General features: G+C 31.2%; 21 protein-coding genes and 1 pseudogene. 10 read left to right on the top strand and 12 right to left on the bottom strand.

Features of this window, described 5'->3' with window-relative positions; genetic code table 11:
* Positions 1-5: 5 nt before the first annotated feature.
* The 3 genes from ccsA to nrfH form a co-directional block, all read right to left on the bottom strand.
* Positions 6-3,164, bottom strand: a complete 3,159-nt coding sequence (gene ccsA / locus BWZ22_RS01000; RefSeq protein ID WP_076697325.1) for a cytochrome c biogenesis protein CcsA — start codon at positions 3,162-3,164, stop codon at positions 6-8.
* Between the two features lie 108 nt (positions 3,165-3,272).
* Positions 3,273-4,769, bottom strand: coding sequence for an ammonia-forming cytochrome c nitrite reductase (gene nrfA / locus BWZ22_RS00995; RefSeq protein ID WP_076697323.1), 1,497 nt, complete (start codon positions 4,767-4,769; stop codon positions 3,273-3,275).
* 27 nt (positions 4,770-4,796) lie between these two features.
* Positions 4,797-5,402, bottom strand: a complete 606-nt coding sequence (nrfH, locus tag BWZ22_RS00990; RefSeq protein WP_076697320.1) for a cytochrome c nitrite reductase small subunit — start codon at positions 5,400-5,402, stop codon at positions 4,797-4,799.
* 413 nt (positions 5,403-5,815) lie between these two features.
* On the opposite strand from nrfH, the gene BWZ22_RS00985 reads away from it, so the two are divergent.
* From BWZ22_RS00985 to acs, 3 genes are all read left to right on the top strand, one after another.
* Positions 5,816-6,070: a DUF4212 domain-containing protein gene (locus BWZ22_RS00985; protein ID WP_076697318.1), complete on the top strand. Its 255-nt coding sequence runs from the start codon at positions 5,816-5,818 to the stop codon at positions 6,068-6,070.
* Between the two features lie 16 nt (positions 6,071-6,086).
* On the top strand, positions 6,087-7,784 hold the full coding sequence (locus tag BWZ22_RS00980) for a sodium:solute symporter family protein (RefSeq protein WP_076702204.1): 1,698 nt from the start codon (positions 6,087-6,089) through the stop codon (positions 7,782-7,784).
* Positions 7,785-7,913: 129 nt separating this feature from the next.
* Positions 7,914-9,821, top strand: a complete 1,908-nt coding sequence (gene acs, locus BWZ22_RS00975; protein ID WP_076697315.1) for an acetate--CoA ligase — start codon at positions 7,914-7,916, stop codon at positions 9,819-9,821.
* A 73-nt stretch (positions 9,822-9,894) separates the two neighbouring features.
* On the opposite strand, the gene BWZ22_RS00970 is transcribed toward acs, so the two are convergent.
* Together BWZ22_RS00970 and BWZ22_RS00965 are read right to left on the bottom strand one after the other, a co-directional pair.
* On the bottom strand, positions 9,895-10,509 hold the full coding sequence (locus tag BWZ22_RS00970; protein WP_076697313.1) for a fumarylacetoacetate hydrolase family protein: 615 nt from the start codon (positions 10,507-10,509) through the stop codon (positions 9,895-9,897).
* Positions 10,510-10,584: 75 nt separating this feature from the next.
* Positions 10,585-11,790: a multidrug effflux MFS transporter gene (locus tag BWZ22_RS00965; protein ID WP_076697310.1), complete on the bottom strand. Its 1,206-nt coding sequence runs from the start codon at positions 11,788-11,790 to the stop codon at positions 10,585-10,587.
* A gap of 131 nt (positions 11,791-11,921) precedes the next feature.
* Between BWZ22_RS00965 and BWZ22_RS00960 the strand changes: the two genes are divergently transcribed.
* Entirely contained in the window at positions 11,922-12,368 is a 447-nt protein-coding gene (locus BWZ22_RS00960) for a DinB family protein (protein ID WP_076697308.1), read from the top strand.
* A 236-nt stretch (positions 12,369-12,604) separates the two neighbouring features.
* Positions 12,605-14,116 carry a hypothetical protein gene (locus BWZ22_RS00955; RefSeq protein WP_157607874.1) on the top strand — a complete coding sequence of 504 codons (1,512 nt, stop codon included), beginning with the start codon at positions 12,605-12,607 and terminating at the stop codon, positions 14,114-14,116.
* A gap of 310 nt (positions 14,117-14,426) precedes the next feature.
* Here BWZ22_RS00955 and BWZ22_RS00950 read toward each other — a convergent pair whose 3' ends face one another.
* The 4 genes from BWZ22_RS00950 to BWZ22_RS00935 form a co-directional block, all read right to left on the bottom strand.
* A complete protein-coding gene (locus BWZ22_RS00950; RefSeq protein WP_076697303.1) occupies positions 14,427-15,968 on the bottom strand; it encodes an acyl-CoA carboxylase subunit beta in 1,542 nt (513 codons plus the stop codon).
* 6 nt (positions 15,969-15,974) lie between these two features.
* Positions 15,975-17,414: an acetyl-CoA carboxylase biotin carboxylase subunit gene (gene accC, locus BWZ22_RS00945; RefSeq protein ID WP_076697300.1), complete on the bottom strand. Its 1,440-nt coding sequence runs from the start codon at positions 17,412-17,414 to the stop codon at positions 15,975-15,977.
* 3 nt (positions 17,415-17,417) lie between these two features.
* The gene (locus tag BWZ22_RS00940; protein ID WP_076697297.1) at positions 17,418-17,903 is read right to left on the bottom strand and encodes an acetyl-CoA carboxylase biotin carboxyl carrier protein subunit; all 486 of its coding nucleotides are present in this window, start codon (positions 17,901-17,903) and stop codon (positions 17,418-17,420) included.
* A 109-nt stretch (positions 17,904-18,012) separates the two neighbouring features.
* Positions 18,013-18,684 carry a PrsW family intramembrane metalloprotease gene (locus tag BWZ22_RS00935; RefSeq protein ID WP_076697295.1) on the bottom strand — a complete coding sequence of 224 codons (672 nt, stop codon included), beginning with the start codon at positions 18,682-18,684 and terminating at the stop codon, positions 18,013-18,015.
* A 384-nt stretch (positions 18,685-19,068) separates the two neighbouring features.
* On the opposite strand from BWZ22_RS00935, the gene BWZ22_RS00930 reads away from it, so the two are divergent.
* A complete protein-coding gene (locus BWZ22_RS00930) occupies positions 19,069-19,680 on the top strand; it encodes a YceI family protein (protein ID WP_076697292.1) in 612 nt (203 codons plus the stop codon).
* A gap of 85 nt (positions 19,681-19,765) precedes the next feature.
* On the opposite strand, the gene BWZ22_RS00925 is transcribed toward BWZ22_RS00930, so the two are convergent.
* Both BWZ22_RS00925 and BWZ22_RS00920 read right to left on the bottom strand, forming a co-directional pair.
* Positions 19,766-20,317 (bottom strand): NUDIX domain-containing protein, encoded by a 552-nt coding sequence (locus BWZ22_RS00925; protein WP_076697289.1) that lies wholly within the window; start codon positions 20,315-20,317, stop codon positions 19,766-19,768.
* 85 nt (positions 20,318-20,402) lie between these two features.
* The gene (locus BWZ22_RS00920) at positions 20,403-21,491 is read right to left on the bottom strand and encodes a M42 family metallopeptidase (protein ID WP_076697287.1); all 1,089 of its coding nucleotides are present in this window, start codon (positions 21,489-21,491) and stop codon (positions 20,403-20,405) included.
* A gap of 135 nt (positions 21,492-21,626) precedes the next feature.
* Between BWZ22_RS00920 and BWZ22_RS00915 the strand changes: the two genes are divergently transcribed.
* From BWZ22_RS00915 to BWZ22_RS00900, 4 genes and pseudogenes are all read left to right on the top strand, one after another.
* Positions 21,627-22,310 carry a DUF4294 domain-containing protein gene (locus BWZ22_RS00915; RefSeq protein ID WP_076697284.1) on the top strand — a complete coding sequence of 228 codons (684 nt, stop codon included), beginning with the start codon at positions 21,627-21,629 and terminating at the stop codon, positions 22,308-22,310.
* Between the two features lie 2 nt (positions 22,311-22,312).
* Entirely contained in the window at positions 22,313-22,939 is a 627-nt protein-coding gene (locus tag BWZ22_RS00910; protein ID WP_076697282.1) for a hemolysin III family protein, read from the top strand.
* 6 nt (positions 22,940-22,945) lie between these two features.
* The gene (locus BWZ22_RS00905; RefSeq protein WP_076697279.1) at positions 22,946-23,437 is read left to right on the top strand and encodes a GNAT family N-acetyltransferase; all 492 of its coding nucleotides are present in this window, start codon (positions 22,946-22,948) and stop codon (positions 23,435-23,437) included.
* 261 nt (positions 23,438-23,698) lie between these two features.
* Positions 23,699-23,992, top strand: a pseudogene (locus BWZ22_RS00900) (transposase); the annotation flags it as partial.
* A 50-nt stretch (positions 23,993-24,042) separates the two neighbouring features.
* Here the strand turns inward: BWZ22_RS00900 and BWZ22_RS00895 are convergent.
* Complete coding sequence (locus tag BWZ22_RS00895; RefSeq protein ID WP_076697277.1) at positions 24,043-25,200, bottom strand: GIY-YIG nuclease family protein; 1,158 nt, start codon at positions 25,198-25,200, stop codon at positions 24,043-24,045.
* Between the last annotated feature and the right edge of the window lie 23 nt (positions 25,201-25,223).

Raw genomic sequence — 25,223 nt, 5'->3', positions numbered from 1 at the left:
TGTAGTTATTTAACAGCTTGATGTTTTTTGCGTTTTAAAGCTACTAATATTGTAATTAATATCATGCTAAAAAATATAACATATACAAACTTTGGTACAGGTACAGAGTCTCCTGCGGCATAACTATGGAGCCCAGATAAGTAGTAGTTTACACCAAAAGAAGTCATGACAATAGACCAAAAAGCAAACATACTAGCCACATTTAAAACGTAAAAGTTGTTTAGTTTAGGCACAAAACGTAAATGCAATACAATAGCGTAAATAATAATACTAATTAATGCCCAAGTTTCCTTGGGATCCCAAGCCCAATAACGTCCCCAACTTTCATTAGCCCATACACCACCTAAAAAAGTACCTACAGCTAGTGTAAATAGACCAATAGTCATAGAAAGCTCATTAATATAAGTGAGTTCCTTTATTTTTAAATCTATTATTGTTTTTGTCTTTTTAGTTCTAAATAGCATAAGTAATAATGCCATAATACCTAAAACAGCCGATAGCCCTAAAGGTGCATAACTGCTAACAATGGTAGCTACATGTATTTTTAACCAATACGATTTTAATACGGGCATTAGGTTTGTAATTTCAGGATTTAACCAATCTAAATAACTTACAAAAAGTAACGCACCAGAAAAAAGCGTAGCCAATGGTAGCGAGAAGTCTGATTTTCTAAATGTTATTAGTCCACTTAGTAAAAGACACCAAGCAACAAAAACAAGCATTTCATAGCCATTACTCCAAGGTGCGTGTTGCGCAACATACCAACGTAGAATAATGTTAAAAGTGAATAATAAAAACGAAGTTAATGTAAGTAAAATTAATACATTCCAAATAATATTTATTGCTTTATTTAACGTAAACATTTTAATAATAGAAACTATTAAAAGCAGAAAGCCAATTGTAAAAAACACTTGAAACAACCAAAAATTTATATTGGCTTTGTTATACCATAATTCGGCTTCAATACGTTCGGAAGAAGGGATGATACTAGCACTAATAACCTCTTGATATTTTTTTAGATAATTAAGTTTTTTAAACGCTTCATTATATTGTCTTTGACTTAAATCATTAAAATATGCAGGCAGAATAGTTTTTGCAAAACGGCCATCTTCTTCTGTAAAATCGTTAAAGTTATGAGTGTAACTGTGCCATGTGTTATTAGTATCTTCTTTATTAGGGAAAATTTTAAGATAATTACCCGTAAACAAGTTATAAAGTATATTAAAGCGTTCATCAATTTTCAAAACTTCTTTATCAAATTCATTCCGTTCAGAAGGTTTCTTTTTATTTGCGGTTTCGGCAGCTTCAGAAAGTATGTAGCTACCATCACTTTTTAAAAAGTCAACAAAAGCATATAAACCGTTTTTACCCACTTCTAAATTATTAAGTAAGTCTCCTGTTTTATCAGTATCTGCTTTAATAATAGGAATGCGTTGCCATACTTGTGGAGCCATATGCATTCCTAAAAATACTTGGTTAACATTTAACTTTAATGTTTTTTTATTTGAAGGGTATTTAAAATACGCTTTTCTTGAAACTTTCCTGATACATTCAGAGGCGAGTGTGTTTATTGGTTTTATACGTCCGTCTAAATCTTGAACTAACAAACGTCCAAAAAGTTCAGCTTGTTGTTCATTAATTTGTTGCGATTGTACTAGTGTTTCTATTGATATTTTTGGAACACTATCTTGAATTATTGTAGCATGAGATTTTTGACTAATAACAGAAATTAGTGCAGCAATAAAAATAGTTGTATGTTTTTTCAACTTTTTTAATTTCCTATTTATAATTTGAAAACGTGATGTTTTGCCAAAGAGAGTAAAAAGCATGCCTATACCCATTAAAAAGTACCCAATATAAGTTGTCCATGTACCTAAACTATCGTGGTTTACAGATAAAACAGTGCCTTTTTCATCAGTATCATAACTAGCTTGAAAAAATCTGTATCCCTTGTAATCTAGTACATTGTTCATATATATTCTATAAGGTATTTGCTGGTCTTCATCTAAAATCATTACTTCACTGGCATATGTCGATGGACTAGAAGACCCCGGGTACCGTTCTAACTGGAAATCATTCAATTTTAAAGAAAAAGGTGTTTGAATTGCTCCAGACCCATATGATAAAATAACTTGTAAATTATCATTAAATTCTCCTACGTGTTTTATAGGTAAAAAGCCTTCACGGTATAAAAGATTGGTTTCTTGTGTGGGTTGGTTATCTACTTTTACATTAACAATTAAGGCATCATCTAAAGTTTTATCGTTATCAGTTTTAGATGTAGCAGAACTTTTTAACTTAAACTTTCCATATGGATGATAAGCCGTTGGAACAAATGAAAAATCACCAGAGCGAAACAGTGTTCGTAACACAATATTTTGCAGTGTGTCTTGTTTTATTTTACCAGCTTGTTGACTGGCCATTATAAAAAAGTCAATATCATGAGGTGATTTAATTTTAAATAATCCATTTTCTTCATAAATATTAATAATATTATCCTTATCAGATTCAAAACCAACTTCGTGTTGGTGCAAGCCAATACGTTCAATTTCTCCTTTTTGTAAATAGAGTGTATTTCGTCCGTTTCCAGAGGTAGCAACCATTTCTAAGAGAGGGGTTCCGTTAATACTATCGGTAACCACTTCTGGAGCAGCATCAGCAATATAATCATTAAACGTTATGCTAATTTTTTTCCCATGAAAATTAGTGTTTATTTCAAAATGATTATTCTGTAACGGAGAAAAACTAAATTTTTTATGAATGGTTTTTTCGTTTTTACCATCTGTAATAGTTGCTGTTAGTAGTTTGGTGTCTGATATTATGATGTTAGAAGAAGCACCTTCTCTAATTCTCATAATACCGCTATAAGAGGTATATCTTGTAATTCCTGCACCAAGCACAATAATTATAAATGCTACATGAAATAAAAATATAGGCCACTTTTCTTGTCTAAAAAGTTTGTATTTAACAATATTGAATATAAAACAAATTGTTAAGCCAACCATAACAATTTCAAACCACCAAGCATCATAAATACTAGCCCATGCAACTGCTGTTCCATAATCGTTTTCAACAAACGTAGCTACAGCCATAGCTATAGCAAAAACTAATAGCAAGATTAAAGCTAAAGTAGATGATGAAAAGAATTTATATAATTTGTTCATAAATTTTTATTTGAAAAAAGATAATCTTTGAAGTATGGTGTGCTCCAAAGATTATCTTTATTAACTCAAGCAGAGTTTTTACTATTAACTAGTTATTAAATTTTTATGTTATTTTGCTACAGAAACTTTGTTAGTTCCGTAAGTTGCTTCGCGTTTTTTGGCAGCTTCTAACCATTTAGGTAAAAGGTTTTCTTTAAACTCTTCTTTTTCCTTAGTTAGTTTTTCCATATCTAAGCCAATATATTCTTGTGCTTTTTCTTTAGTAGAAAGGTCTGGCATTTCAACAGGTTTATTATGACCTAATTCTGCTAATAAACGCGCTAATTTTACTCTACCTTCTGTAGCTTTATCTAAACCACCATTTAAAACACGTGCAATTTCTACAGGAGAGTGAAATGTAGCCCCGTGTGAAGCAGCAGCATAATCCCAACGCCATTGCGCATGGCGTATATCCATTAAAATATCTTTCATTTGCTCTTCAGTAGCACCTAAATCCCAACATTTTTTAGCTTCAACATGCATTTTAACAAGTGCATCTTCTAGTTTTAATCTGCTTTCGGTTGCTTTTTGTTGACGCTCATACACATTAGCTCTTAATTTTTCGGCTTCTTCACGATGACACACTTGGCAAGAGTTAGCTACATTATTAAGAGGCGATTGTATGTGGTGGTCTGTAAATTTTTGTCCGCCTTCACTTTTATAAGGCATATGGCAATCTGCACAAGAAACACCTCTATCTGCATGTACGCCAGTTAAATAGGTTTCATAACCCGGGTGTTGGGCTTTAAGCATTGGAGCTCTACTTAATTTGTGAGTCCAATCTTTAAAGTCCATATCATCATAATACTTCTCCATAGCTTCAACAGACATACCATTTTTCCAAGGTAATGTTAAATAAGGTATACCTTCTTTTCCTGGTAAGTTTTTATTAAAATAGTACTCTACATGGCATTGTGCACAAACCAAAGATCGCATTTCTTGGTGTGTTGCTTTATTAATGTCTTTGCCCATAGCTTCAAAAGCTTCAACTAAAGCAGGACGAGTAATGGTAAGTTTCATGGTTTTAGAATCATGACAATCTGCACAACCTATAGGGTTAACTATTTCTTCACCTTTATCTGCCCATTTACCACTGTAAAATTCTGCAATACCAATTTCATTCATTAACCTAGGTACATCAGGACTTTTACATGTCCAACAAGTAGCAGGCATAGGGCCATCACCTTCTCCTTTAGGCCCTCCCGTTCTAAGAGTGTTATGAATATCTTCAATGGCGTGTTGATGTCCGCGTCCTTGGCTGTAATCTTTAGAAAAACCATAACCAGCCCAAAGTACTACTAAACGAGTGTCTTCTTCTAGCATGTCTCGCATAGAACTACCGCCTTGAAATGAGGTGAAGTCGCCTTGTTCAGTTTGTAAAAATGATTGGTATTCTGCAGGAAAATTTTTCCCCCATTCTTCATTTCTGGGTTCATTTTCGCTAATTTCTACTTGTGGAACATATTTATATTTAGCTTCATTTTTTCTATTTACAATACTAGAGGCTAATAACCCTAAAAGGAAAACTACAATTATAGTTACTATAAATAATACTTTGTTTTTCATCTGATTAAAGTTTGCAGGTCTTGTTAATTAGTTTTTTTCTTTTATTTGATTGTTTAACCATTTAGGAATAACCGTGGTTAAAGTGTCTGTAGGAATAGGAGCAATGTTGTTTCTTATAGTAGAAATACCATGAACAGTACCATGTGGTATTTCTTGATGACATTCCCAACATTGTCTTTCGGTTCTATTTTCTTTATGGCCTTCTATCCATCCATCATATTTAGTTTGTGTAACTTGTTGTACATGGCAACGTATACAGTTATTTTGTACTACTTCTTGAGAAGCTTCTCTCATAAACATAACCTCGGGCTCCATTCTTGCTGTAAAAACTGATGCATGAAATAAACCATCTTTTGCTTTAAAAAAATATTTATTAGCTACATTATTGTGTGGTACATGGCAGTCATTACAATTAGCATATTCTCTGTGTGAACTATGCATCCAACTATTATACATTGGAGTCATTACATGACAGTTAACGCATGCCTGAGGATCGTTAGACATATAAGAAACTAAAGAGGCTTCTTTTGCCATAAATAAACCTAAGCCAATAAGAGAGCCAATCATAACTACAGCAACAGGACGCCATTTAGACTTTTTGTTAGGGAATATTTCTTTTCTTTTTAGATTCAAGTTGGTTGATTCTTTTAGTTTTACAGGCTCAAAAATACCAAAATGATAAAATTCAAAACCTTACAAATATCATGTTTTAAAAAAACATGCTTTTAGTAACTAAATTTATAATAAGTCTAAATAAAAGATAAAAAAATCTTAAATTTTTAAACATTAATTTTTATTAAAAATAAGATGTTTTTTCTAATATAAATAAAATTATTTAAAGAGTTAAAGATTATTTAATAATAGATTGCTTCTTTGAAACCTTAATTTATTGCATACAAATTTAGGATAGCATAAATCCTTAAATTAATTTAAGATAATGTATAATTGGCGTTAAAATTATATGAAAATTAAAATTTTTGTATAAGTTTTGTGTAAAATTGTTAATACACATTATATATTAGCAAATCAACTAACCTAAATAAATTATGACTAAAAGTAAGGCAAAAGCCTATTGGAAAGAAAACATTCGCTATGTTTTATTGTTACTCGCTATTTGGTTTTTAGTATCCTACGGTGCGGGTATTATTTTTAAAGATGAATTAAATGCTATAAAAATTGGAGGTTTCAAACTAGGATTTTGGTTTGCCCAACAAGGTTCTATGTATGTGTTTGTTGTCATCATTTTCGTTTACGTTCGCCTAATGAATAAACTTGATAAAAAGTACGGTTATGATAAATAGTTTATTCATTTCAGCTATAGCTGTACAGGATTGGACCTATATTTTAGTGGGTATTACTTTTTCAATTTACATAGGAATAGCCATATGGTCTAGAGCAAGTTCAACCAAAGATTTTTATGTTGCGGGTGGAGGTGTTTCATCATGGGCAAACGGAATGGCTACTGCTGCAGATTGGATGAGTGCCGCTTCTTTTATATCTATGGCGGGCATTATCTCTTTTGCTGGTTACGATGGTGCAGTTTATTTAATGGGCTGGACAGGAGGTTATGTGTTGTTAGCACTACTCTTAGCCCCTTATTTACGGAAGTTTGGTAAATTCACTGTTCCAGATTTTATAGGAGACCGGTATTACTCTAAAACAGCAAGAATTGTGGCGGTATTTTGTGCACTTATTGTGTCTTTTACCTATGTAGCTGGTCAAATGCGTGGTGTAGGTATCGTGTTCTCTCGTTTTTTAGAAGTAGACATTAATACGGGAGTAATTATAGGAATGCTCATCGTGTTGTTTTATGCTGTATTAGGTGGCATGAAAGGCATCACTTATACACAAGTTGCACAATATTGTGTGCTTATTTTTGCCTTTATGGTACCTGCTATTTTTATTTCGTTTCAAATGACAGGAAATCCTATTCCTCAGTTTGGATTTGGTGACCAATTAACAGATGGCTCTGGATATTTGTTAGATAAATTAGATGGATTAAGTACAGAACTTGGATTTTCTGAATATACCGAAGGTTCTAAAACCACTATAGATGTATTCGCTATTACTTTAGCGTTAATGGTTGGTACTGCGGGACTTCCGCATGTTATAGTAAGGTTCTTTACAGTTAAACGAGTTAGGGATGCACGAAAATCTGCTGGTATCGCATTATTGCTTATTGTATTACTATATACTACGGCACCAGCAGTGGCGGTATTTGCAAGAACTAATATGATTGAAACCGTTTCTAATAAACCATATAAAAGTATGCCAGAATGGTTTAAAAAATGGGAAACTACTGGTTTAATAACTTTTGAAGATAAAAACAATGATGGAAATATTCAATATGTAGCCGATGCATCTAAAAACGAATTAACCGTTGACAGAGACATTATGGTATTAGCTAACCCAGAAATTGCCAAATTACCAAATTGGGTAATAGCTTTAGTAGCAGCAGGAGGTTTAGCAGCAGCTTTATCTACGGCAGCTGGCTTGCTATTAGTAATTTCAGCTTCGGTTTCTCACGATTTAATTAAAAAAGTTATTAAGCCTTCTATTTCAGAAAAAGGCGAATTAGTTGCTGCACGTTTATCGGCAGTAGGAGCTGTTGTTGTAGCAGGCTATTACGGTATTCACCCACCAGGGTTTGTTGCTGCGGTAGTGGCTTTAGCTTTTGGTTTAGCAGCCGCTTCGTTTTTTCCAGCCATCATATTAGGAATTTTCTATAAACGTATGAATAAAGAAGGAGCTATTGCGGGAATGGTAGTAGGTATTGTAGCTATGTTATTATATATGATTAAGTATAAATTAGGATGGTTTGATGATGTTGTCCCCGATAAAAGTGAATGGTGGTTTGGAATTTCTCCTGAAGGATTTGGAACTGTGGCAATGGTACTTAATTTCATTGTTTCAATTACCATCATGAAATTTACCAAAGCGCCCCCTGAAGACGTTCAGGAAATTGTTGAAAACATTAGAATTCCAAGTGGAGCAGGGGAAGCCGTTAATCATTAAATTAATATGTAAAACTTAATTCTATGTAGATAGTCTTCTGCTGTTTGTAGAAAAACTTGGTAAGTTTTCATCAAATTAGTTATTTTAGAAGACAACTAAATTTTTGACGTTAAATTTAATTATAAAACAATGAGTAATTACCACATAAAACATTTAGAAGAATATTATCAAGTTTACAGAAAATCTGTAAGAGAACCCGAAAATTTTTGGGAAGAAATTGCCGAAGAACATTTTATGTGGCAAAAAAAATGGGATAAGGTATTAAGTTGGGATTTTTCTAAACCAGAAATAAAATGGTTTGAAGGGGCTCAATTAAACATTACAGAAAATTGTATAGACCGCCATTTAGCCACTAGAGGAGATAAAACAGCTATTTTATTTGAACCTAATGATCCTAACGAACCTGCAATCCATATAAGCTATAAAGAGTTAGCAGAACGGGTAAATAAATTTGCTAATGTTTTAAAAGGTCAAGGTATTAAAAGGGGAGATCGCGTTTGTGTTTATTTGCCCATGATTCCAGAATTGGCGGTAGCTATTTTAGCTTGTGCAAGAATAGGAGCCATCCATTCGGTGGTATTTGCAGGGTTTTCTTCTACAGCTTTAGCCACAAGAATTAATGATTCTGAATGTAAAATGGTATTAACTAGTGATGGCTCTTATCGTGGTAAAAAAACAATCGATTTAAAAGGTATTGTTGACGAAGCTTTAAAAGACTGCCCTTGTGTAGAAACTGTACTAGTTGCAAAACGTATTCATTCTGATATCCATATGGAAGCCGGAAGAGATAAATGGCTACAACCCCTGTTAGATGAAGCTTCTGCAGAATGTAAAGCTGAAGTAATGAATGCAGAAGACCCTTTATTTATTTTATATACATCAGGTTCTACTGGTATGCCAAAAGGTATGGTGCATACCATTGCAGGATATATGGTCTATACAGCTTATACTTTTAAAAATGTATTTCAGTACAGAGAAAATGATATTTACTGGTGTACTGCCGATATAGGTTGGATTACAGGCCATAGTTATATTGTTTATGGACCTTTAGCAAATGGAGCAACTACAGTAATGTTTGAAGGTGTTCCTAGTTATCCTAATTTTGGACGTTTTTGGGAAATTGTAGAGAAACACAAAATTAATCAGTTTTATACTGCACCAACAGCCATAAGAGCTTTATCTAAGCAAGGTTCAGAATTGGTTGATAAATACGATTTGTCGTCATTAAAAACTTTAGGCTCTGTAGGAGAACCCATAAATGAAGAGGCGTGGCACTGGTATAATGATAATGTTGGTAAAAAGAAAAGTCCTATTGTTGATACCTGGTGGCAAACCGAAACGGGTGGTATTATGATATCACCAATACCTTTTGTTACACCTACAAAACCAACCTATGCTACTTTGCCATTTATAGGAATTCAACCTGCATTAATGGATGAAGATGGAGAAGAGATTAAAGGTAATCAAGTAGATGGGCGATTATGTATAAAATTCCCATGGCCTAGTATGGCAAGAACCATTTGGGGAAACCATCAACGTTATAAAGACACGTATTTTTCGGCGTTTGAAAATAAATATTTTACAGGTGATGGTGCTTTACGTGATGAGGTAGGATACTATAGAATAACAGGAAGAGTAGATGATGTTATTATTGTTTCTGGTCATAACTTAGGTACAGCGCCTATAGAAGATGCGGTGAATGAACATCCAGCAGTAGTAGAATCAGCCATTGTTGGTTTTCCTCACGATGTAAAAGGAAATGCACTTTACGGCTATGTTATTTTAAAAGATACAGGAGAGAGTAGAGACCAAACCAATTTACGAAACGAAATAAATCAAATTATAACAGAGCATATTGGGCCTATAGCCAAATTAGATAAAATTCAATTTACAAGTGGTTTGCCCAAAACACGCTCTGGTAAGATAATGAGACGAATTTTACGTAAAATAGCGCATAAAGACATTAGTAATTTAGGTGATACCAGTACATTATTAAATCCAGAAGTAGTACAGGATATTATAGATAATGCTTTATAGTTAAATTGAAATGTAAGCATAAAAAAGCTACCAATTGGTAGCTTTTTTAGTTTTATGATGAGATAAAAAGGTGTTAAACCATTTTAAAATCTAAAAGTAATTCTCCTTCAATAGAGGCTTGAAAATGATCATTATGTGCCGTTTCTCCAACACCTGATGCTGGAGTACCTGTAAAAATTAAATCGCCTTCTTCTAAAGTCATGTAAGAGGATACAAAAGCAATAATTTCGGCAAAATTATAAATCATCATATCTGTATTGCCTACCTGCCTAGATTCACCATTAATTTTTAAATCGAAATTAATATTATTTAATTCCGGGAAATCAGAAACAGGTTTAAATTCAGAAACAGGAGAAGCTCCGTCAAACCCTTTTGCAAGTGCCCAAGGGCCTTTTTTATCTCTACTTTTTGTAAGTACATCTTTAGCAGTAAAATCAATACCAATTGCTATTTCAGAAATGTAAGATGTAGCGTCTTCCAAAGAAATATCTTTACCTTGTTTTCCTATTTTTGCAACCAGTTCAACTTCATAAACAAGTTGATTAGTGATTTTAGGAAAAGGGATGTTTTTGTTATTGGTAACTAAGGTTGAATTAGCCTTAACAAAAATGGTTTGAAACCCCGTTTTTATGGCTTCAATTTCAGATTTATCGTTCACATAATTTTTTCCAATACCTATTATTTTCATATCAGTTTAATTGATTTAATTAAAATGTAAAAATACTAAATATCCTACCAAACTGGTAGTAACTTCCTAAAAGAATTAGGCTTTTACAGACTTTGCATTTTTTCTTAATAGAACAAAAACGAATACTGATAAAACTCCAAATACGGAAAACCCAATAAACAACGGTAACACAGAAGAAGAAACATAATTACCTATAAAATTAGCAATAGGAACAGCCATAACAGTACTAACAAAACCATTTATAGCAGCACCAATACCAGCAATATGACCTAAAGGTTGCATTGCAATGGCTCTTAGGTTTCCAAACAGGAATCCAACTGCTAAAAATTGCAATGCGAAAAAAATAAGTAAAACGTAAATACTAGGGTTTTTACCCGAGTAAAATAGAATAACGTACAATAGAGATACAACAGAATAAGCTATTGCAGCTGTATAGGCCATACGCCACATACCAAATCTCTCAACCAGTCTGCTATTTAAATAAGTAGCTACTCCTAAAGAAACTGCTAAACTTGCAAAAATATAAGGGAACATTTCTGCCAATTTGTATTGCTCCTGAAAAATTTGTTGAGAGGTACTTAAATATACCATAAAAGACCCTGTTATAAAACCAGATACAAAGGTAAAGGCTACGGCTTCTCTATGTTTTACAAATTCTTTTACACCATCTATAAAAAGATGAGAAGAGAACTTAATTCGGTTTTGTTTTGGAAGGGTTTCAGTTTGCCTTATAGCAAACCAAATCATTATTAAAACACCAAAAATTAAATTAAAATAGAAAATAGATTGCCAGTTGAATAATTGTATAAGCCAATGTCCTAATGTTGGTGCCACAACAGGTACTAAAATAAAAAACATAACAACAATAGACATTACCTTGGCCATATAATCGCCATCATATAAGTCTCTTATCATTGATAAAGAAATACTACGAGGCGATGATAATCCCACACCTTGTAAAATACGGCCAATAAGCATTAGCTCAAAACTTTTGGTATTAACACATATAAGGCTAGCAACAATAAATAAAGCAAACCCAGCATAAACAATGGGTTTTCTTCCAAAACTATCAGAAAGTGGGCCGAAAATAAGCTGGCCAATTCCTATGCCTAAAAAAATCATGGTAATTAACAGTTGGTTATCTTTACTGTTAACCACAGCAATATGATTTCCTATTTGTGGCAACGCAGGAAGTAATGCATCTATAGAGAGTGCTACAATAGACATTAAAGATGCCATTAATGCAACAAATTCAAATTTTAAGGGGCTGTTATTTTGCATGGCGCAAAATTAGCCTAATATTATTTATTTTAGAGCTAATATGATGAAGGAAACGTTAAAGAATTCACAAATTTTAAATTGATTTTCACGGGTTGTTTTATCTTCTACTTTTACCATTTAAAAACTGTATTATGTTAGCCGAAACATTAATTAAAATAATAACGCGAGATCTTAATAATTTAAAAGTAGAGATTAATGCTTATAAAAATGAAAACAATTTATGGATTATAAAAAAAGGCATTAAAAATACAGCAGGTAATTTATGTTTACACCTAGTAGGTAATCTTAATCATTTTATAGGAAATGTACTTGGTAATACAGGTTATATAAGGGAAAGAGATTTAGAGTTTTCTATAAAAGGTATTTCAAAAAAAGAATTAATTAATCAGATAGAGGAAACTATTATAATGGTTGAGAAAGTTCTTAAAAATTTAAATGAAGAAAGTTTTAAAGAACAATACCCAATTAAGGTGTTTAAAAATAACATGACTGTTCAACATTTTTTAATTCACCTTTCTACCCATTTGGCATACCATTTAGGGCAAGTAAATTATCATAGACGATTATTAGATTTATAATAATTAACCTTACACTAAAACTGTAACAATTATATCTATTATTAGTTTGTGTTTTGTAACTCTATTTAAACAGTAAAAAGTATTCTTAAATGTGTTCATAAAATTCTGAAAATTGTGTATTTTATCTTACATTTGAGGATTGTTTTATTTAAAACCGTATTCTTTTGTTTAGTTCTCCCCACAACAAGATTAAAACAAAAGGGCTGTTTATTATTTTTAATCTTGTAATTTTTTTATTGCAGGCCCAAAATAGTTATGAGCGCCTTATAGATTCTGCCGATAATCACCTAGGAGGAAACGCTTTAAAAGCATTACAGTTTTTAGACTCTATTCCAAAACCTCTAGAAACAAGTATAGAGGGAAGTATAGCAGATTATTATTCCGTCAAAGCTTTAATTCATGATGAGCTTAATCAAAGAGCAAAAGTTTACAAGAACTATCTTTTAGCACTTAAATATGCGAAAATTGAAAAGAACTATCAAGTAGCAGGAGATTCAAGTTTAGAACTTTTTGCAAATATTTATATAGTATATGAAGATTCCACAGCATATTCTTATTTAGAGCAAGCAAAAAAATATTACGAATTAAGTGGTTATAAAAATGGAAATTTAGAAGTTGAATTAATAGAAGCTTATGCCCATTTTTTAGATGGAAAAATAGATAAATGTAATGGTTTATTATTAAGAAAATTAGATATATATAGAAACACTAAAGATGATGTCTATTTTTACATGTTTGCGTTATATATGTTAACTTCTAATTATCTATATCTTAATAATCTTGAAGAAGCCAATAAATACTATGAAAAATTTAAATCTTTAGAAAATAATTCTACTATTGATCCTTATAACTATTCTTCTTTTGATGCTAATATTAATTTGTCTTACGCAGAATTATTCTATAAAAAAAAGCAGATAGACTCTACATTATTTTATTTGTCACAAGCTGGAATAAACCAAAAAAGTATGTCACATGATGCTTTAGAATCATATTTTACAATTAGTTCTAAAGTATATAGTCTTTCAGGAAAGATTGATAAGTCTAAGGCTTATTTAGATTCTTTAAGGTTTTTTCAAGAAGATATGTTTAAAAATCTAATAGATGTAAGTTATCATATAAATCGTTCACTTATTAAAGATGAAGTGACACAAAAAAAAGAAAGTGAAAATTTCTTAGGTGTATTTGGAATTTTATTAATATGTCTCATCTCTATAATTAGTATTGCGTATTTTATTTATTATAAAGAACAAAGGCAAAAATTAAGTTATTTAAGTAACCAAACCGAAAATTTAACCTACTTAAAATCTAATAACGAAAAACTAGCAGTTAAGGTACAGGGTTTAGAAGATTATATCTCACAACTTAAATTACAAGTTAAAACAATAGCAACAATAGATGATGTTGTTTTACAAAGAGAAAAAATAAAAGACTTTTACAAAGAGTTGCATTTAAGTTCTACAACCTTACTAGAAGAAAGTAAAAATCATTTAGAATTAGTTAATAATTTTGATATGGAATTTTTTAAGAAAATAAAAAATCTTCATCCAAAATTAAATGACTCTGAAATTATTATTTGTTACTATGTTTCTGTAGGTTTTAAAAACAAAGAAATAGCCGTTTTCTTAAACACTTCAGTTAGAGCTATTGAAAGTAAACGCTATAGAATTACAAAGAAAATGGGCTTAAATAAACAAGGAATTTCTCTTGTAGAGTACTTAACACAAACTTTTAAAAAGCCAAATGCGTAAACTTCATAATATGTTATAAAAGCGTGTAAAATGTATAAAATATCATAAGTGCGTAATAAGTGCGTAGTGATATTTGTATGTTTTTTGTTTTATTTATTGATATTTGTCAAAGCTATTAATCGACAATTATATATTTCTCGCAAGAGAGCCTACATTATTGTTTTATTTTGGTTGTGACTAAATAAAAGAGTTTATTTAGTTGAGAGATAAATTATAAATGTGTAGGAAGTTAATTGTAATAAACTTTAATAGTTTATTCGATTACAGGTTAAATTAAAAGGAGGCTAGTTAGGGAGCCTCCTTTTTTATTTTATAAAGGAATATTACCATGTTTTCGGTTTGGTTTATTAACCTTTTTATTTTCCAACATAGCAAAAGCCTTTAATAGTTTTCTTCTAGTGTTTTTAGGGAGTATTATTTCATCTATAAATCCACGTTGTGCTGCTTTATAAGGATTAGCAAATTTTTCGGCATATTCTGCTTCTTTTTCAGCAAGTTTTTCTTCAGGGTTATTGGCAGTAGCTATTTCTCGTCTAAAAATAATTTCACTGGCGCCTTTAGCTCCCATTACAGCTATTTCTGCTCCAGGCCATGCATAGTTAAAGTCAGCGCCTATATGTTTAGAATTCATAACATCATAAGCACCTCCATAAGCTTTTCTGGTAATAACAGTTATTCTTGGTACAGTGGCTTCACTTAAAGCATATAATAACTTAGCTCCATGTACAATAATGCCATTCCACTCTTGGTCTGTGCCTGGTAAAAACCCAGGAACATCAACTAAAACAAGTAAAGGAATATTGAAACAATCGCAGAAACGCGTAAATCTAGCAGCTTTTTTTGAACTTTTAACATCTAAAACACCTGCTAAAAACATAGGTTGATTTGCAATTATACCAATACTTCTACCTCCTAAACGGGCAAAACCTACAATAATATTTTCGGCATAATCTTTATGAATTTCATAAAAAGAATCTGTATCAATAATTCCAGTAATAACCTCGTGCATATCATAAGGTTTATTAGGGGTTTCTGGAACAATATCAGATAGAACATCTCTTATTTCTTCAGAAGGAGAAAAATCTAACTTTTTAGTAGTTTCAGTATTGTTTTGAGGTAAATAACTAAGTAGCTTTTTTACATCTTCTAAGCATTCAATATCATTTGCTGAAGTTTTATGAGCCACACCCGATTTTGAAGCATGTGTATAGGCGCCACCCAATTCCTCGCTACTAACTTCTTCATTAGTAACCGTTTTTACTACGTTTGGGCCTGTTACAAACATATAACTAGTGTTTTCTACCATAATGGTGAAATCTGTCATGGCTGGTGAATACACTGCACCACCAGCACAAGGACCCATGATGGCAGAAATTTGAGGAATAACACCAGAGGCTTGAACATTTCGGTAAAATATGTCGGCATAACCACCAAGAGATCTTACTCCTTCTTGAATACGAGCACCACCAGAATCATTTAACCCAATAATGGGAGCACCAACCTTTACAGCCATATCCATGATTTTACATATTTTTTCTGCATGTGTTTCAGATAAAGCGCCACCAAAAACAGTGAAATCTTGGGCATAAACATATACTAACCTGCCGTTAATAGTACCGTAACCTGTTACAACTCCATCTCCAAAATAAACTTCTTTATCCATTCCAAAATCGGTGGTTCTATGAGTAACTAAAATGCCTATTTCTTCAAAAGAACCTTCATCAAGTAAATAGTCAATACGCTCTCTAGCGGTTAGTTTTTTCTTGGCATGTTGCTTATCAATTCGTTTTTGTCCACCGCCCAATTTGGCTTGTTCAATATGGTTTTTTAGTTTATCTATTTTAGAATCCATAAGTTACTAATTTGGTAGTTTTAGTATTTTTTGATCTGCTAAATATTGTTTTAAGGCAAGTAAAGCAGCAATTTTAGCTTCATTTTTAGTTTCTTTTTGTAAGTATTCTGGTGAATAATATTTTTTAACAAAATGGGTATCGAAATTTCCAGAGCAAAAAGCTTCATGATTGCAAACAAATTTTCCGAAAGGTAAAGTTGTTTTTACGCCTTCAATATGATAATTTTCAATAGCTTTTGCCATGAGTTGAATGGCTTCTTCTCTTGTTTTTCCGTAGGTGATTAATTTTGAAAGCATGGGGTCATAATAAATGGGGACATCCATACCTTCTTCAAAACCATTATCAACACGAATACCTTTTCCAACGGGTAATTTGTAAGTACTTAAATTGCCAACACTAGGTAGGAAATTATTCAACGGATCTTCAGCATAAACGCGTAATTCAATAGCATGACCACATATTTTTAAATGTTCTTGTTTTATTTCAAGTTTTTCTCCTCTTGCTATTTTTATTTGTAGTTCTACTAAATCTATGCCAGTAATTAGTTCTGTTACAGGGTGTTCTACTTGTAAGCGGGTGTTCATTTCTAAAAAGTAGAAATTATGGTCTGCATCTAATAAAAACTCAACGGTACCAGCGCCAACATAGTTACAAGATTTAGCAACTTTAATGGCAGCTTCTCCCATTTCTAATCTTAGCTTTTGCGTTAAAACAGATGAAGGGGCTTCTTCAACAACTTTTTGATGTCTGCGTTGTATGCTACATTCGCGTTCAAAAAAGTGTAATATATTACCGTGACTATCTGCAACTATTTGAATTTCTATGTGCCTAGGAGAGGAAACATATTTTTCTATAAAAACAGAACCGTCACCAAATGCTGAGGTAGCTTCGCTTATAGCGCGTGTCATTTGAGATTCTAAATCACTTTCTTTTTCAACAATACGCATGCCTTTGCCACCGCCACCAGCCGAGGCCTTTATTAAAATAGGGAAGCCAATTTCTTTTGCAATATTTTTAGCTTTTTCAACATCTGTGATAGCCTCATCAATTCCTGGAACCATTGGGATGTTATATTGCTTAACAGCCTCTTTAGCTGCTAATTTACTACCCATAATTTTTATGGCTTTTGAATGTGGACCAATAAAAATGATGTTGTTTTTTTCTGTAAGTTCTGCAAAATCGGCATTTTCACTTAAAAAACCGTATCCAGGATGAATAGCATCAACATTTAATTGTTTTGCTATTTCAATAATTTTATCGCCCCGTAAATAGGATTGATTTGAAGGTGCTTCACCAATACAAACGGCTTCATCAGCAATTTTTACATGTGGAGCGTTTCTATCTGCAGTAGAGTAAATAGCAACGGTTTTAATACCCATTTTTTGTACAGTTTTCATAACTCTAATGGCTATTTCGCCTCTGTTTGCAACAAGAATCTTTTTCATAAATTATTGAAATTCAATTAATAATTGGTTTTTTAGAACGGTTTCTCCTTTGTTAACGGTTAATGTTTTAATAATACCATCTCTTGGCGAGGTAATTACATTTTCCATTTTCATAGCTTCTAAAATTAGTAAAGAATCTCCTTCTTTTACTTCTTGTCCAATGTCAATATTAATATCTAAAATAAGCCCAGGCATTGGAGCTTTTATAGAATTAACGTGTTTAGTAGCACCTATTGTAAACCCTAGTTCTTTTATTAATACATCTAATTCATTAATTATATTAACATTATAGGTGTTGTTGTTAACTTTAATTTGATAGCTTTTATTATTAAAATTAGACTTAACAATTTCTGCGTTGTAAGGCTTGTTATTGTGAAGAATATGAAATTTTGATTTTGAAACATTTAAGGCATCTAAAGCAGATACGTCTTCTTTTCTTATTTCAAAATCATAAGCATTATTAACCTTAGTTTTGAAAATTTTGCCCATAATTAGAATAATTGATTTAAGTAAATATAATCATAATGTGTTAGATATTTATTTACAGAAATTAGAGTAGAATTTTATTTAAATATTGCGCTTAAAAGGCGTTGTAGTTTTAAACCCTAAAATTTGAGTTTTTTTGATGCCTTTTTATAGCCTTTCTAGACAAAAGAATACCAACAATTAAAGAAGCTAAGGCACCTAACCAGATACCTGGGATAAAATCTATAAATAAAAAGAAATCATAAGCGCCGTGAAAAAGCATTGCAAGTAATAACCCCATTAAATTTAATTGGGCTCTATTTTTAGAAAATTTAGCTTTACCCATAAAGTATCCCATTAAAATACCAAATGTGGCATGTGCAGGAACAGCAGTAAAAGCTCTTAAAATAGCTGTTTGATATCCGCTTTCTAAAACGTAAAAAATGTTTTCTGTTGCGGCAAAACCCATAGATACCATAACGGCATATATTATACCATCAAAAGGTTCGTTAAATTCAGAATGACGCTGTGCAACATATCTAACTATTATGTACTTACTGAATTCTTCGGTTAACGCTACAACAAAAAATGCCCTGATAAATTGTTGAAAAATACTTGTGTGATTAAGTACAAGTACCATATCAATTGCAAAATAAATAACTGTGGTAAGTAAAATGCTAACAACCGCACCTAAGATAAAGTTATATAAAAGTAAGCGCTTAGGTTCTTTTTCGTATTTATCTTTAAAATATACATATAAAATAATGATGCAAACGGGCGCAATGGCCAAGAGTAATAAATTCATTTACTTAATTGTTCTTTATTTCCTCAAAATTATTTCTTATTGACTGAATGCTTATAGGCTTGAGTTATTGAATAAATATACATAATATATTTAGGAGCTAAAATATTAAATACATTGTTAGTTAGCTTTAGTAAATGTTATTTCTAGTAGTAGAAAAGATTTAAATTGTTTTTATTTTTTAAGGTGCATAAAATCAATTATTTACCCCGATAAATTAATATTTAGCTTTACTGTATTAAAAATCACACCCAAAATACGAATATGACAAAATAAATCTAAAAAAAAGCCTTATTTTATCAAAAATAAAATTAAAACATGATTTTTATCATTTTTCCTCAATACTAAAACGTTGTAATTTGCATTATAATTAAACCACATAATGTCATGAATACACAAATAAATATTTTACGAAAATTGTTCATCTGCATCGTTTTAATAGGACTAGTTTTTAATAACGCACAAGCCCAAATGTTGCATTTAGAAAATGAAAATTCTTTTTTAACAGTTTTTGGTTCTTCTAACCTTCATGGATGGAAAGTTGATGCTAACACAAAAAATGGATTAATTAGTTTTAATAATCTTCAAACTTGTGACATAGAGTCTTTAACCTTTGCTGTGCTAACTGAAAGCTTAAAAGGTGCTAAACCTGGAATAACTTCTACGGCAGCCAAAGCGTTAAAAGCAGACAAATACAAAAGTATATTATACTCGCTTGTTGAAGTTAAAAATGTAATAGACAAAGGAAATGGTGTTTTTGAATTAGAAACTCTAGGAGATTTAGTTATTGCTGGTACTAAAAAAACAATTCCTTTAAATTTTAATGTTGCTATTAGTGGTCAAAAAGTAACACTTAACGGTAAAGTACAATTAAAGTTAACAGAGTTTAATATAACGCCTCCAACAGGTATGTTAGGAGCAGTTCAAGCAAAAGATGATGTCTTTGTGAAATTTGAAACAAGCTTTATAAATAACAACTTAGTAAATAACATTTTATAATTGAATTTAGTCAAAAAAAGCCTCCTTGCTAAGGTTTCGTGAGAGATTCTTATAGCAAGGAGGCTTTTGAATTTTTAAGTAAAAATTAAACTTGTTTTTTTAAATGGTTATATACCAATTCATAATAGGCTTTATTTGATGGTACAAAATGATTATTGTTATCATTAATGTTTTTAATAAGTGTTTTAAAAACATCAAGAGATACAAGTTTTAGAGCTTCAACTTCATCTTCTTGAGGTGTTAATTCTGATAATGAAGTATTTAATTCACAGATAAAAGTGTTGTGAAACTCATTATCTTTAATACCATTGCCATAGCTTTGAAAGCATTTAAAAACTCCAATTTTAATTAAATCAGGTTTTAAAATAGTTAAACCAATTTCTTCTTTGGTTTCTCTAATGGCTGCTTGTTCTGGTGTTTCACCCGCATCAATATGACCCGCAACGGAAACATCCCACATGAGCGGACAAATAAGTTTTTTAGCCGACCGTTGAGATAACAGTACCTCACCATTTTTAGTATAAAACCATATATGCGCTGTGTTATGGTAATACCCTTTTTGATGAATTACAGATTTTAATGCTGTTTGTCCGGTGGGTTTACCATTGGCATCTACTATGTCTATGAGTTCATCCATGTTAAAAAAGATAACGTAGCCTAATAAGTTGAGTATCTGCGAATATAAACTAAGTTATATTTACAAAACATAGACTGTTAGCTAATTAATCAAAATAACTAAATGTATCTCCGTCTTTTATGTTTAGAAGTGATTCATAAATTAATCTAATTACGTTTTCTACATCTTCTTTATGAACCATTTCAACCGTGGTATGCATATAACGAAGCGGTAATGAAATTAAAGCAGAAGCAACACCACCATTGCTATACGCAAAAGCATCGGTGTCTGTTCCAGTGGCTCTTGATAGTGCAGAACGTTGGAAAGGAATTTTTTTAGCTTCGGCTGTATCAATAATTAAATCGCGTAATTTTTGTTGTACAGCAGGCGCATAGGCTACAACCGGACCATTACCAATTTCTAAGTGACCTTCTTTTTTCTGTTCAATCATTGGGGTAGTGGTATCATGAGTTACATCGGTAACAATAGCCACATTTGGTTTAATGGTTTGAGTAATCATTTCAGCACCTCGCAATCCAATTTCTTCTTGCACTGCATTGGTAATGTATAAACCAAAAGGTAATTCTTTTTTGTTTTCTTTAAGTAAACGAGCCACTTCGGCAATCATAAATCCACCCATGCGGTTATCTATAGCTCTACAAACAAATTTATCGCCATTTAAAATATGAAATTCATCAGGATAGGTAATAACGCATCCTACGTGAACGCCTAATTTCTCTACCTCTTCTTTAGTTTTACAACCACAATCAATAAAAATGTTGTCAGGTTTTGGAGGTTCTTCTTTTACTCTGCTTCTTGTATGAATAGCTGGCCATCCAAAAACACCTTTAACAATACCATTTTTGGTATGAATATTTACTACTTTACTTGGAGCAATTTGATGATCACTACCACCATTTCTAATAACATAAATAAGTCCGTTATCACTAATGTAATTAACGTACCATGAAATTTCATCGGCATGCCCTTCAATAACAACCTTATATTTTGCTTTAGGATTAATTACACCAACTGCGGTTCCGTATGTATCTGTAATAAATTCATCTACATAAGGTTTTAGGTAATCCATCCACAGTTTTTGTCCGTCCCATTCATATCCTGTTGGGGCAGCATTATTTAAATATTTTTCTAAAAAGTCTATTGATTTTTTGTTTAATATTTGCTTTTTCGCCATTTGTAAAAGTTTTGCACTAAAATAAGAATATTAATGAAAGTAGTATTTAATCAAACTAAAAATATCCGGTATTAAAAACCGTTTTAAAAGTTGTAAATTGTTAATTTTGGAATATAAAGCCTCAGAAACAGATTAATGAACTCAATAAAGTACATCTTCTTTTTATTACCAACAGTTTTATTGGCTCAAATTAATGAGGTTGAAAATGATTCTATTTCTACCATAGAATATATAATTATTGAAGGCGATTCTGTACCTAGAACTTCAATTGATTTAGATGAGGTTAAGCTTTTACCTAAACTAAGATTTGATAGTAGGGAAGAAAGAATAAGGTATTTAATATTGCGACGTAAAACAATTAAAGTTTACCCATATGCCAAATTAGCTGCAGAGCGTTTAGATTCTATGAACAAAAGGTTGGCAAGTATAAAAAAGAAACGAGACAAAAAACGTTATACTAAACGCGTACAAAAGTATATTGAAGGTGAGTTTTCTGATGAATTAAAAAAATTATCGCGTACAGAGGGACAAATTTTGGTAAAACTAATTCATAGGCAAACCGGTACAACAGCTTTTGATTTGGTTAAAGAACTACGTAATGGTTGGCGAGCTTTTTGGTATAACACAACAGCTAGTATGTTTGATATTTCGTTAAAAAAGGAGTTTGATCCAGAACATGAAAAAGAAGATTATTTAATTGAAGATATTTTATTACGAAACTTTCAAAGCGGAAGATTAGAAGCTCAAAAATCGGCTTTAGATTTCGATTTTTATGAATTAACAACGAAGTGGGTTTATAACAAAAATCCTGAAAATTAGTAATGAGGCAACAATCTCTTTTTGAAGAAAAACTTAATGCTACTACCCATGCTTTTGGTGCTTTATTTGGAGTTGTAGCTTTGGTTTTACTCATACTTTTTGATACTCATAAAACCAATTTTAGTTTAGGTAGCGTTATTGTTTATGGCATATCTATAATAGTTTTATTTACCGCTTCAACCTTATATCATTCTGTAAAAAACGAAAAACTTAAACACTATTATAGAATAGTAGATCATATTAGTATTTACCTTTTAATAGCAGGTACTTACACACCCGTTTTGCTCATAACTTTAAATGATAGTTTGGGGTGGATGCTTTTTTATATTGTTTGGGGAATTGCTGCTTTTGGTATTATATTAAAACTATTTTTCACAGGGCGTTTTGAAGTTTTTTCAACCCTATTGTATCTTTTAATGGGCTGGTTAATTGTATTTGATTTTTCTAATTTTTCTAAATTAGTATCTAGTGATGCTGTTTTATTACTCTTTGCCGGTGGTTTAGCTTATACTGGTGGTGTTATTTTTTATGCTATTGAAAAAATTCCGTTTAACCATGTTATATGGCATTTATTTGTGTTAGTAGGAGCCATTTGCCATTTTTTTATGATATTTTTTTACATAATTTAATAGTGTATGATAGAGATTGTAGTAGCAAATAAATCAGAGCATTTTAACAATATAGCAACCCTAGCCGATATTATTTGGCAAGAGCATTACATTCCAATTATAGGGTTACCACAAGTAAATTACATGCTTAAAAAGTTCCAATCTGCAAAAGCTATTAAAGAACAAGTAGAAGGCGGTTTTGAATATTATCTTCTTTCTTTTAATAAAATTCCCGTTGGTTATATTTCTATAAAAAAGGAAACCGACACCTTATTTTTAAGCAAATTGTATGTTGTTAATTTGCATAGAGGAAAAAAAATAGGCAAAACAGCTTTAAATTTTGTAGCAAATAAAGCTAAAGCATATAATTTAAAACGTATTAGACTTACCGTAAATATCAATAATGTTAATGCTATAAAAGCCTATGAAAAAATGGGTTTTAAGAAAGAGAAACCAATTGTGACAGATATAGGAAGTGGATTTATAATGGATGATTTTGAGATGGTTAAGGAGATATAAATAACTTGATTAGTTGAGTTTATAGGTTTTGTGTATTAAAAGTAGGGGGTCTTGAAAGCCTAAACTTTCAATTAAGTCCGAAATTCTATTTAACCCACAAGCCTTAATCTTACTACTATTTCGTATATTTTTTCTATAGATTGTATCGTTGTTGTATAAGGTTTGTTGCGTTGGTTTAACAGTAAAGTTACTAAATAATTACAGACGAATAAGGTCCGCGAGGACTTTCGTAAGTGAGCAAAAAGCCAGCAATAAATTATATACACAGGTCTGACTCCATTAACCAGACAAAGCGGAAGTAGTATAAATGGACGTTCAAGGATAAGTAAAATAGGCAATCAAAAGCTTCTAAAGTTATTGTTTATGTGCAGTTTTAATGCTTGTAAATACAACAAAGTCTGACGAGAACTTTATGAACGAATTGTTGCCAAAGGAAAGCGCAAAAAACTAGCCTTAATAGCTGTGTGTAATAAGTTGCTAAAACAGGCTTTTGCAATTGCAAAATCAGGATTGATATATGATGATGCTTATAAAAGTACTTTAGCGAAAAATTAATGGAGTTTTACTTGTTTTTTACCATAGTGCTTTGTTATGGGCAACGTTTATTATTTCAAAGATTCAATTATATGTTCGACATCAATTTGATTAAGTTCAAACCACTCTCCACGTACTCTTTTTTCAACATATGTTTCGTGTAATGACTTTTCAAAACTTTCTGCTATTTTTCTAATTGGAAACTTTTTTGCAATTATCAATTCGATTGTGGGTTTCTCACTTTGTAATGTTCTCTCTCTATATTTTGGTTGGTTTGAAATCCCAATTTTATAATAACCATTAGTACTATCTTTCATTAAGTAAACGAAACAATGTTTATTTTTTGACTCATTAATATTTGATGTTTGTCTAATTTTTAAAGGTTGATGTTCAGGAATTGTTCTTTGAACAATATCTATATAATCATTGGCATATTTCTTTATAGCAATAGTTAGATTATTTCTAGATTCATAACTTTTGTATCCTCCAATTTCACCTCCTAATATTTCTCTTTTACCACTTGATAGAGTTAATTTCCATTTTCTAAAGTCCGTATTTGAAAATAGATGTAATTCACTTTCTGTTATTATGGTTTTATAAACTAAAATTTTATTATTTAATTCATTTTTAGACAAAGTCGGTTTATTTTTTAACACAAATTCAATAATTTCTCCATTTTCGAAAAGTAAACTTATTTTGTCATTTTGCTTTGGTTTGATTTGTTTGGGATCGAAATAAAAAACTAAATAATCATTATTTTGTTCATAATTGAAACAGAAAACTAATTCAGTTTTAAAGTCATCAGATTTAGATTTTATTCCTCGACTAATTAGAAAATCAGAACTAACTCGTTCCCAAATAATTTTTTTAGAGTTGTTAAATTCATCAATAATAATGGTTGGTTTATTAATGAATTTTCTATCTATTCTTTTTTTGTCATTTTCCCTAATTACATACATTAATTGATTTTTTGGAATATGTAAAGATTTATTTGTAAAGTATAAATCTATATAACCACTTTTTTCCGCTTTATGTCTTATTAAAGTGTAATTAGGTTTAGCTCCTAATAGCGCTAATTGTGAATTCACAATTATAGATTTTGAATATTCATAAATATCTTCACCTTCTTTTACAAAACTTCCATCTTGAACTAGCCAATTTTTGAATGAAAATTCCAGCTGATAATTTGGAAAATATGATTTAAACTCAAATTCTGAATTATTGTTCATGGTGTTCTTTTAAATTACGCTAT

The sequence above is a fragment of the Seonamhaeicola sp. S2-3 genome, from assembly GCF_001971785.1.
Classification (GTDB): Bacteria; Bacteroidota; Bacteroidia; order Flavobacteriales; family Flavobacteriaceae; genus Seonamhaeicola.
This window is presented reverse-complemented; position numbering and strand designations above follow the sequence as displayed.

Bases quoted from the DNA above. Each gene is read 5' to 3' on its own strand.
- ccsA (WP_076697325.1), bottom strand. From the start codon at position 3,164: ATGAACAAATTATATAAATTCTTTTCATCATCTACTTTAGCTTTAATC.
- nrfA (WP_076697323.1), bottom strand. From the start codon at position 4,769: ATGAAAAACAAAGTATTATTTATAGTAACTATAATTGTAGTTTTCCTT.
- BWZ22_RS00985 (WP_076697318.1), top strand. From the start codon at position 5,816: ATGACTAAAAGTAAGGCAAAAGCCTATTGGAAAGAAAACATTCGCTAT.
- acs (WP_076697315.1), top strand. From the start codon at position 7,914: ATGAGTAATTACCACATAAAACATTTAGAAGAATATTATCAAGTTTAC.
- BWZ22_RS00970 (WP_076697313.1), bottom strand. From the start codon at position 10,509: ATGAAAATAATAGGTATTGGAAAAAATTATGTGAACGATAAATCTGAA.
- BWZ22_RS00965 (WP_076697310.1), bottom strand. From the start codon at position 11,790: ATGCAAAATAACAGCCCCTTAAAATTTGAATTTGTTGCATTAATGGCA.
- BWZ22_RS00960 (WP_076697308.1), top strand. From the start codon at position 11,922: ATGTTAGCCGAAACATTAATTAAAATAATAACGCGAGATCTTAATAAT.
- BWZ22_RS00950 (WP_076697303.1), bottom strand. From the start codon at position 15,968: ATGGATTCTAAAATAGATAAACTAAAAAACCATATTGAACAAGCCAAA.
- accC (WP_076697300.1), bottom strand. From the start codon at position 17,414: ATGAAAAAGATTCTTGTTGCAAACAGAGGCGAAATAGCCATTAGAGTT.
- BWZ22_RS00940 (WP_076697297.1), bottom strand. From the start codon at position 17,903: ATGGGCAAAATTTTCAAAACTAAGGTTAATAATGCTTATGATTTTGAA.
- BWZ22_RS00935 (WP_076697295.1), bottom strand. From the start codon at position 18,684: ATGAATTTATTACTCTTGGCCATTGCGCCCGTTTGCATCATTATTTTA.
- BWZ22_RS00930 (WP_076697292.1), top strand. From the start codon at position 19,069: ATGAATACACAAATAAATATTTTACGAAAATTGTTCATCTGCATCGTT.
- BWZ22_RS00925 (WP_076697289.1), bottom strand. From the start codon at position 20,317: ATGGATGAACTCATAGACATAGTAGATGCCAATGGTAAACCCACCGGA.
- BWZ22_RS00920 (WP_076697287.1), bottom strand. From the start codon at position 21,491: ATGGCGAAAAAGCAAATATTAAACAAAAAATCAATAGACTTTTTAGAA.
- BWZ22_RS00915 (WP_076697284.1), top strand. From the start codon at position 21,627: ATGAACTCAATAAAGTACATCTTCTTTTTATTACCAACAGTTTTATTG.
- BWZ22_RS00910 (WP_076697282.1), top strand. From the start codon at position 22,313: ATGAGGCAACAATCTCTTTTTGAAGAAAAACTTAATGCTACTACCCAT.
- BWZ22_RS00905 (WP_076697279.1), top strand. From the start codon at position 22,946: ATGATAGAGATTGTAGTAGCAAATAAATCAGAGCATTTTAACAATATA.
- BWZ22_RS00895 (WP_076697277.1), bottom strand. From the start codon at position 25,200: ATGAACAATAATTCAGAATTTGAGTTTAAATCATATTTTCCAAATTAT.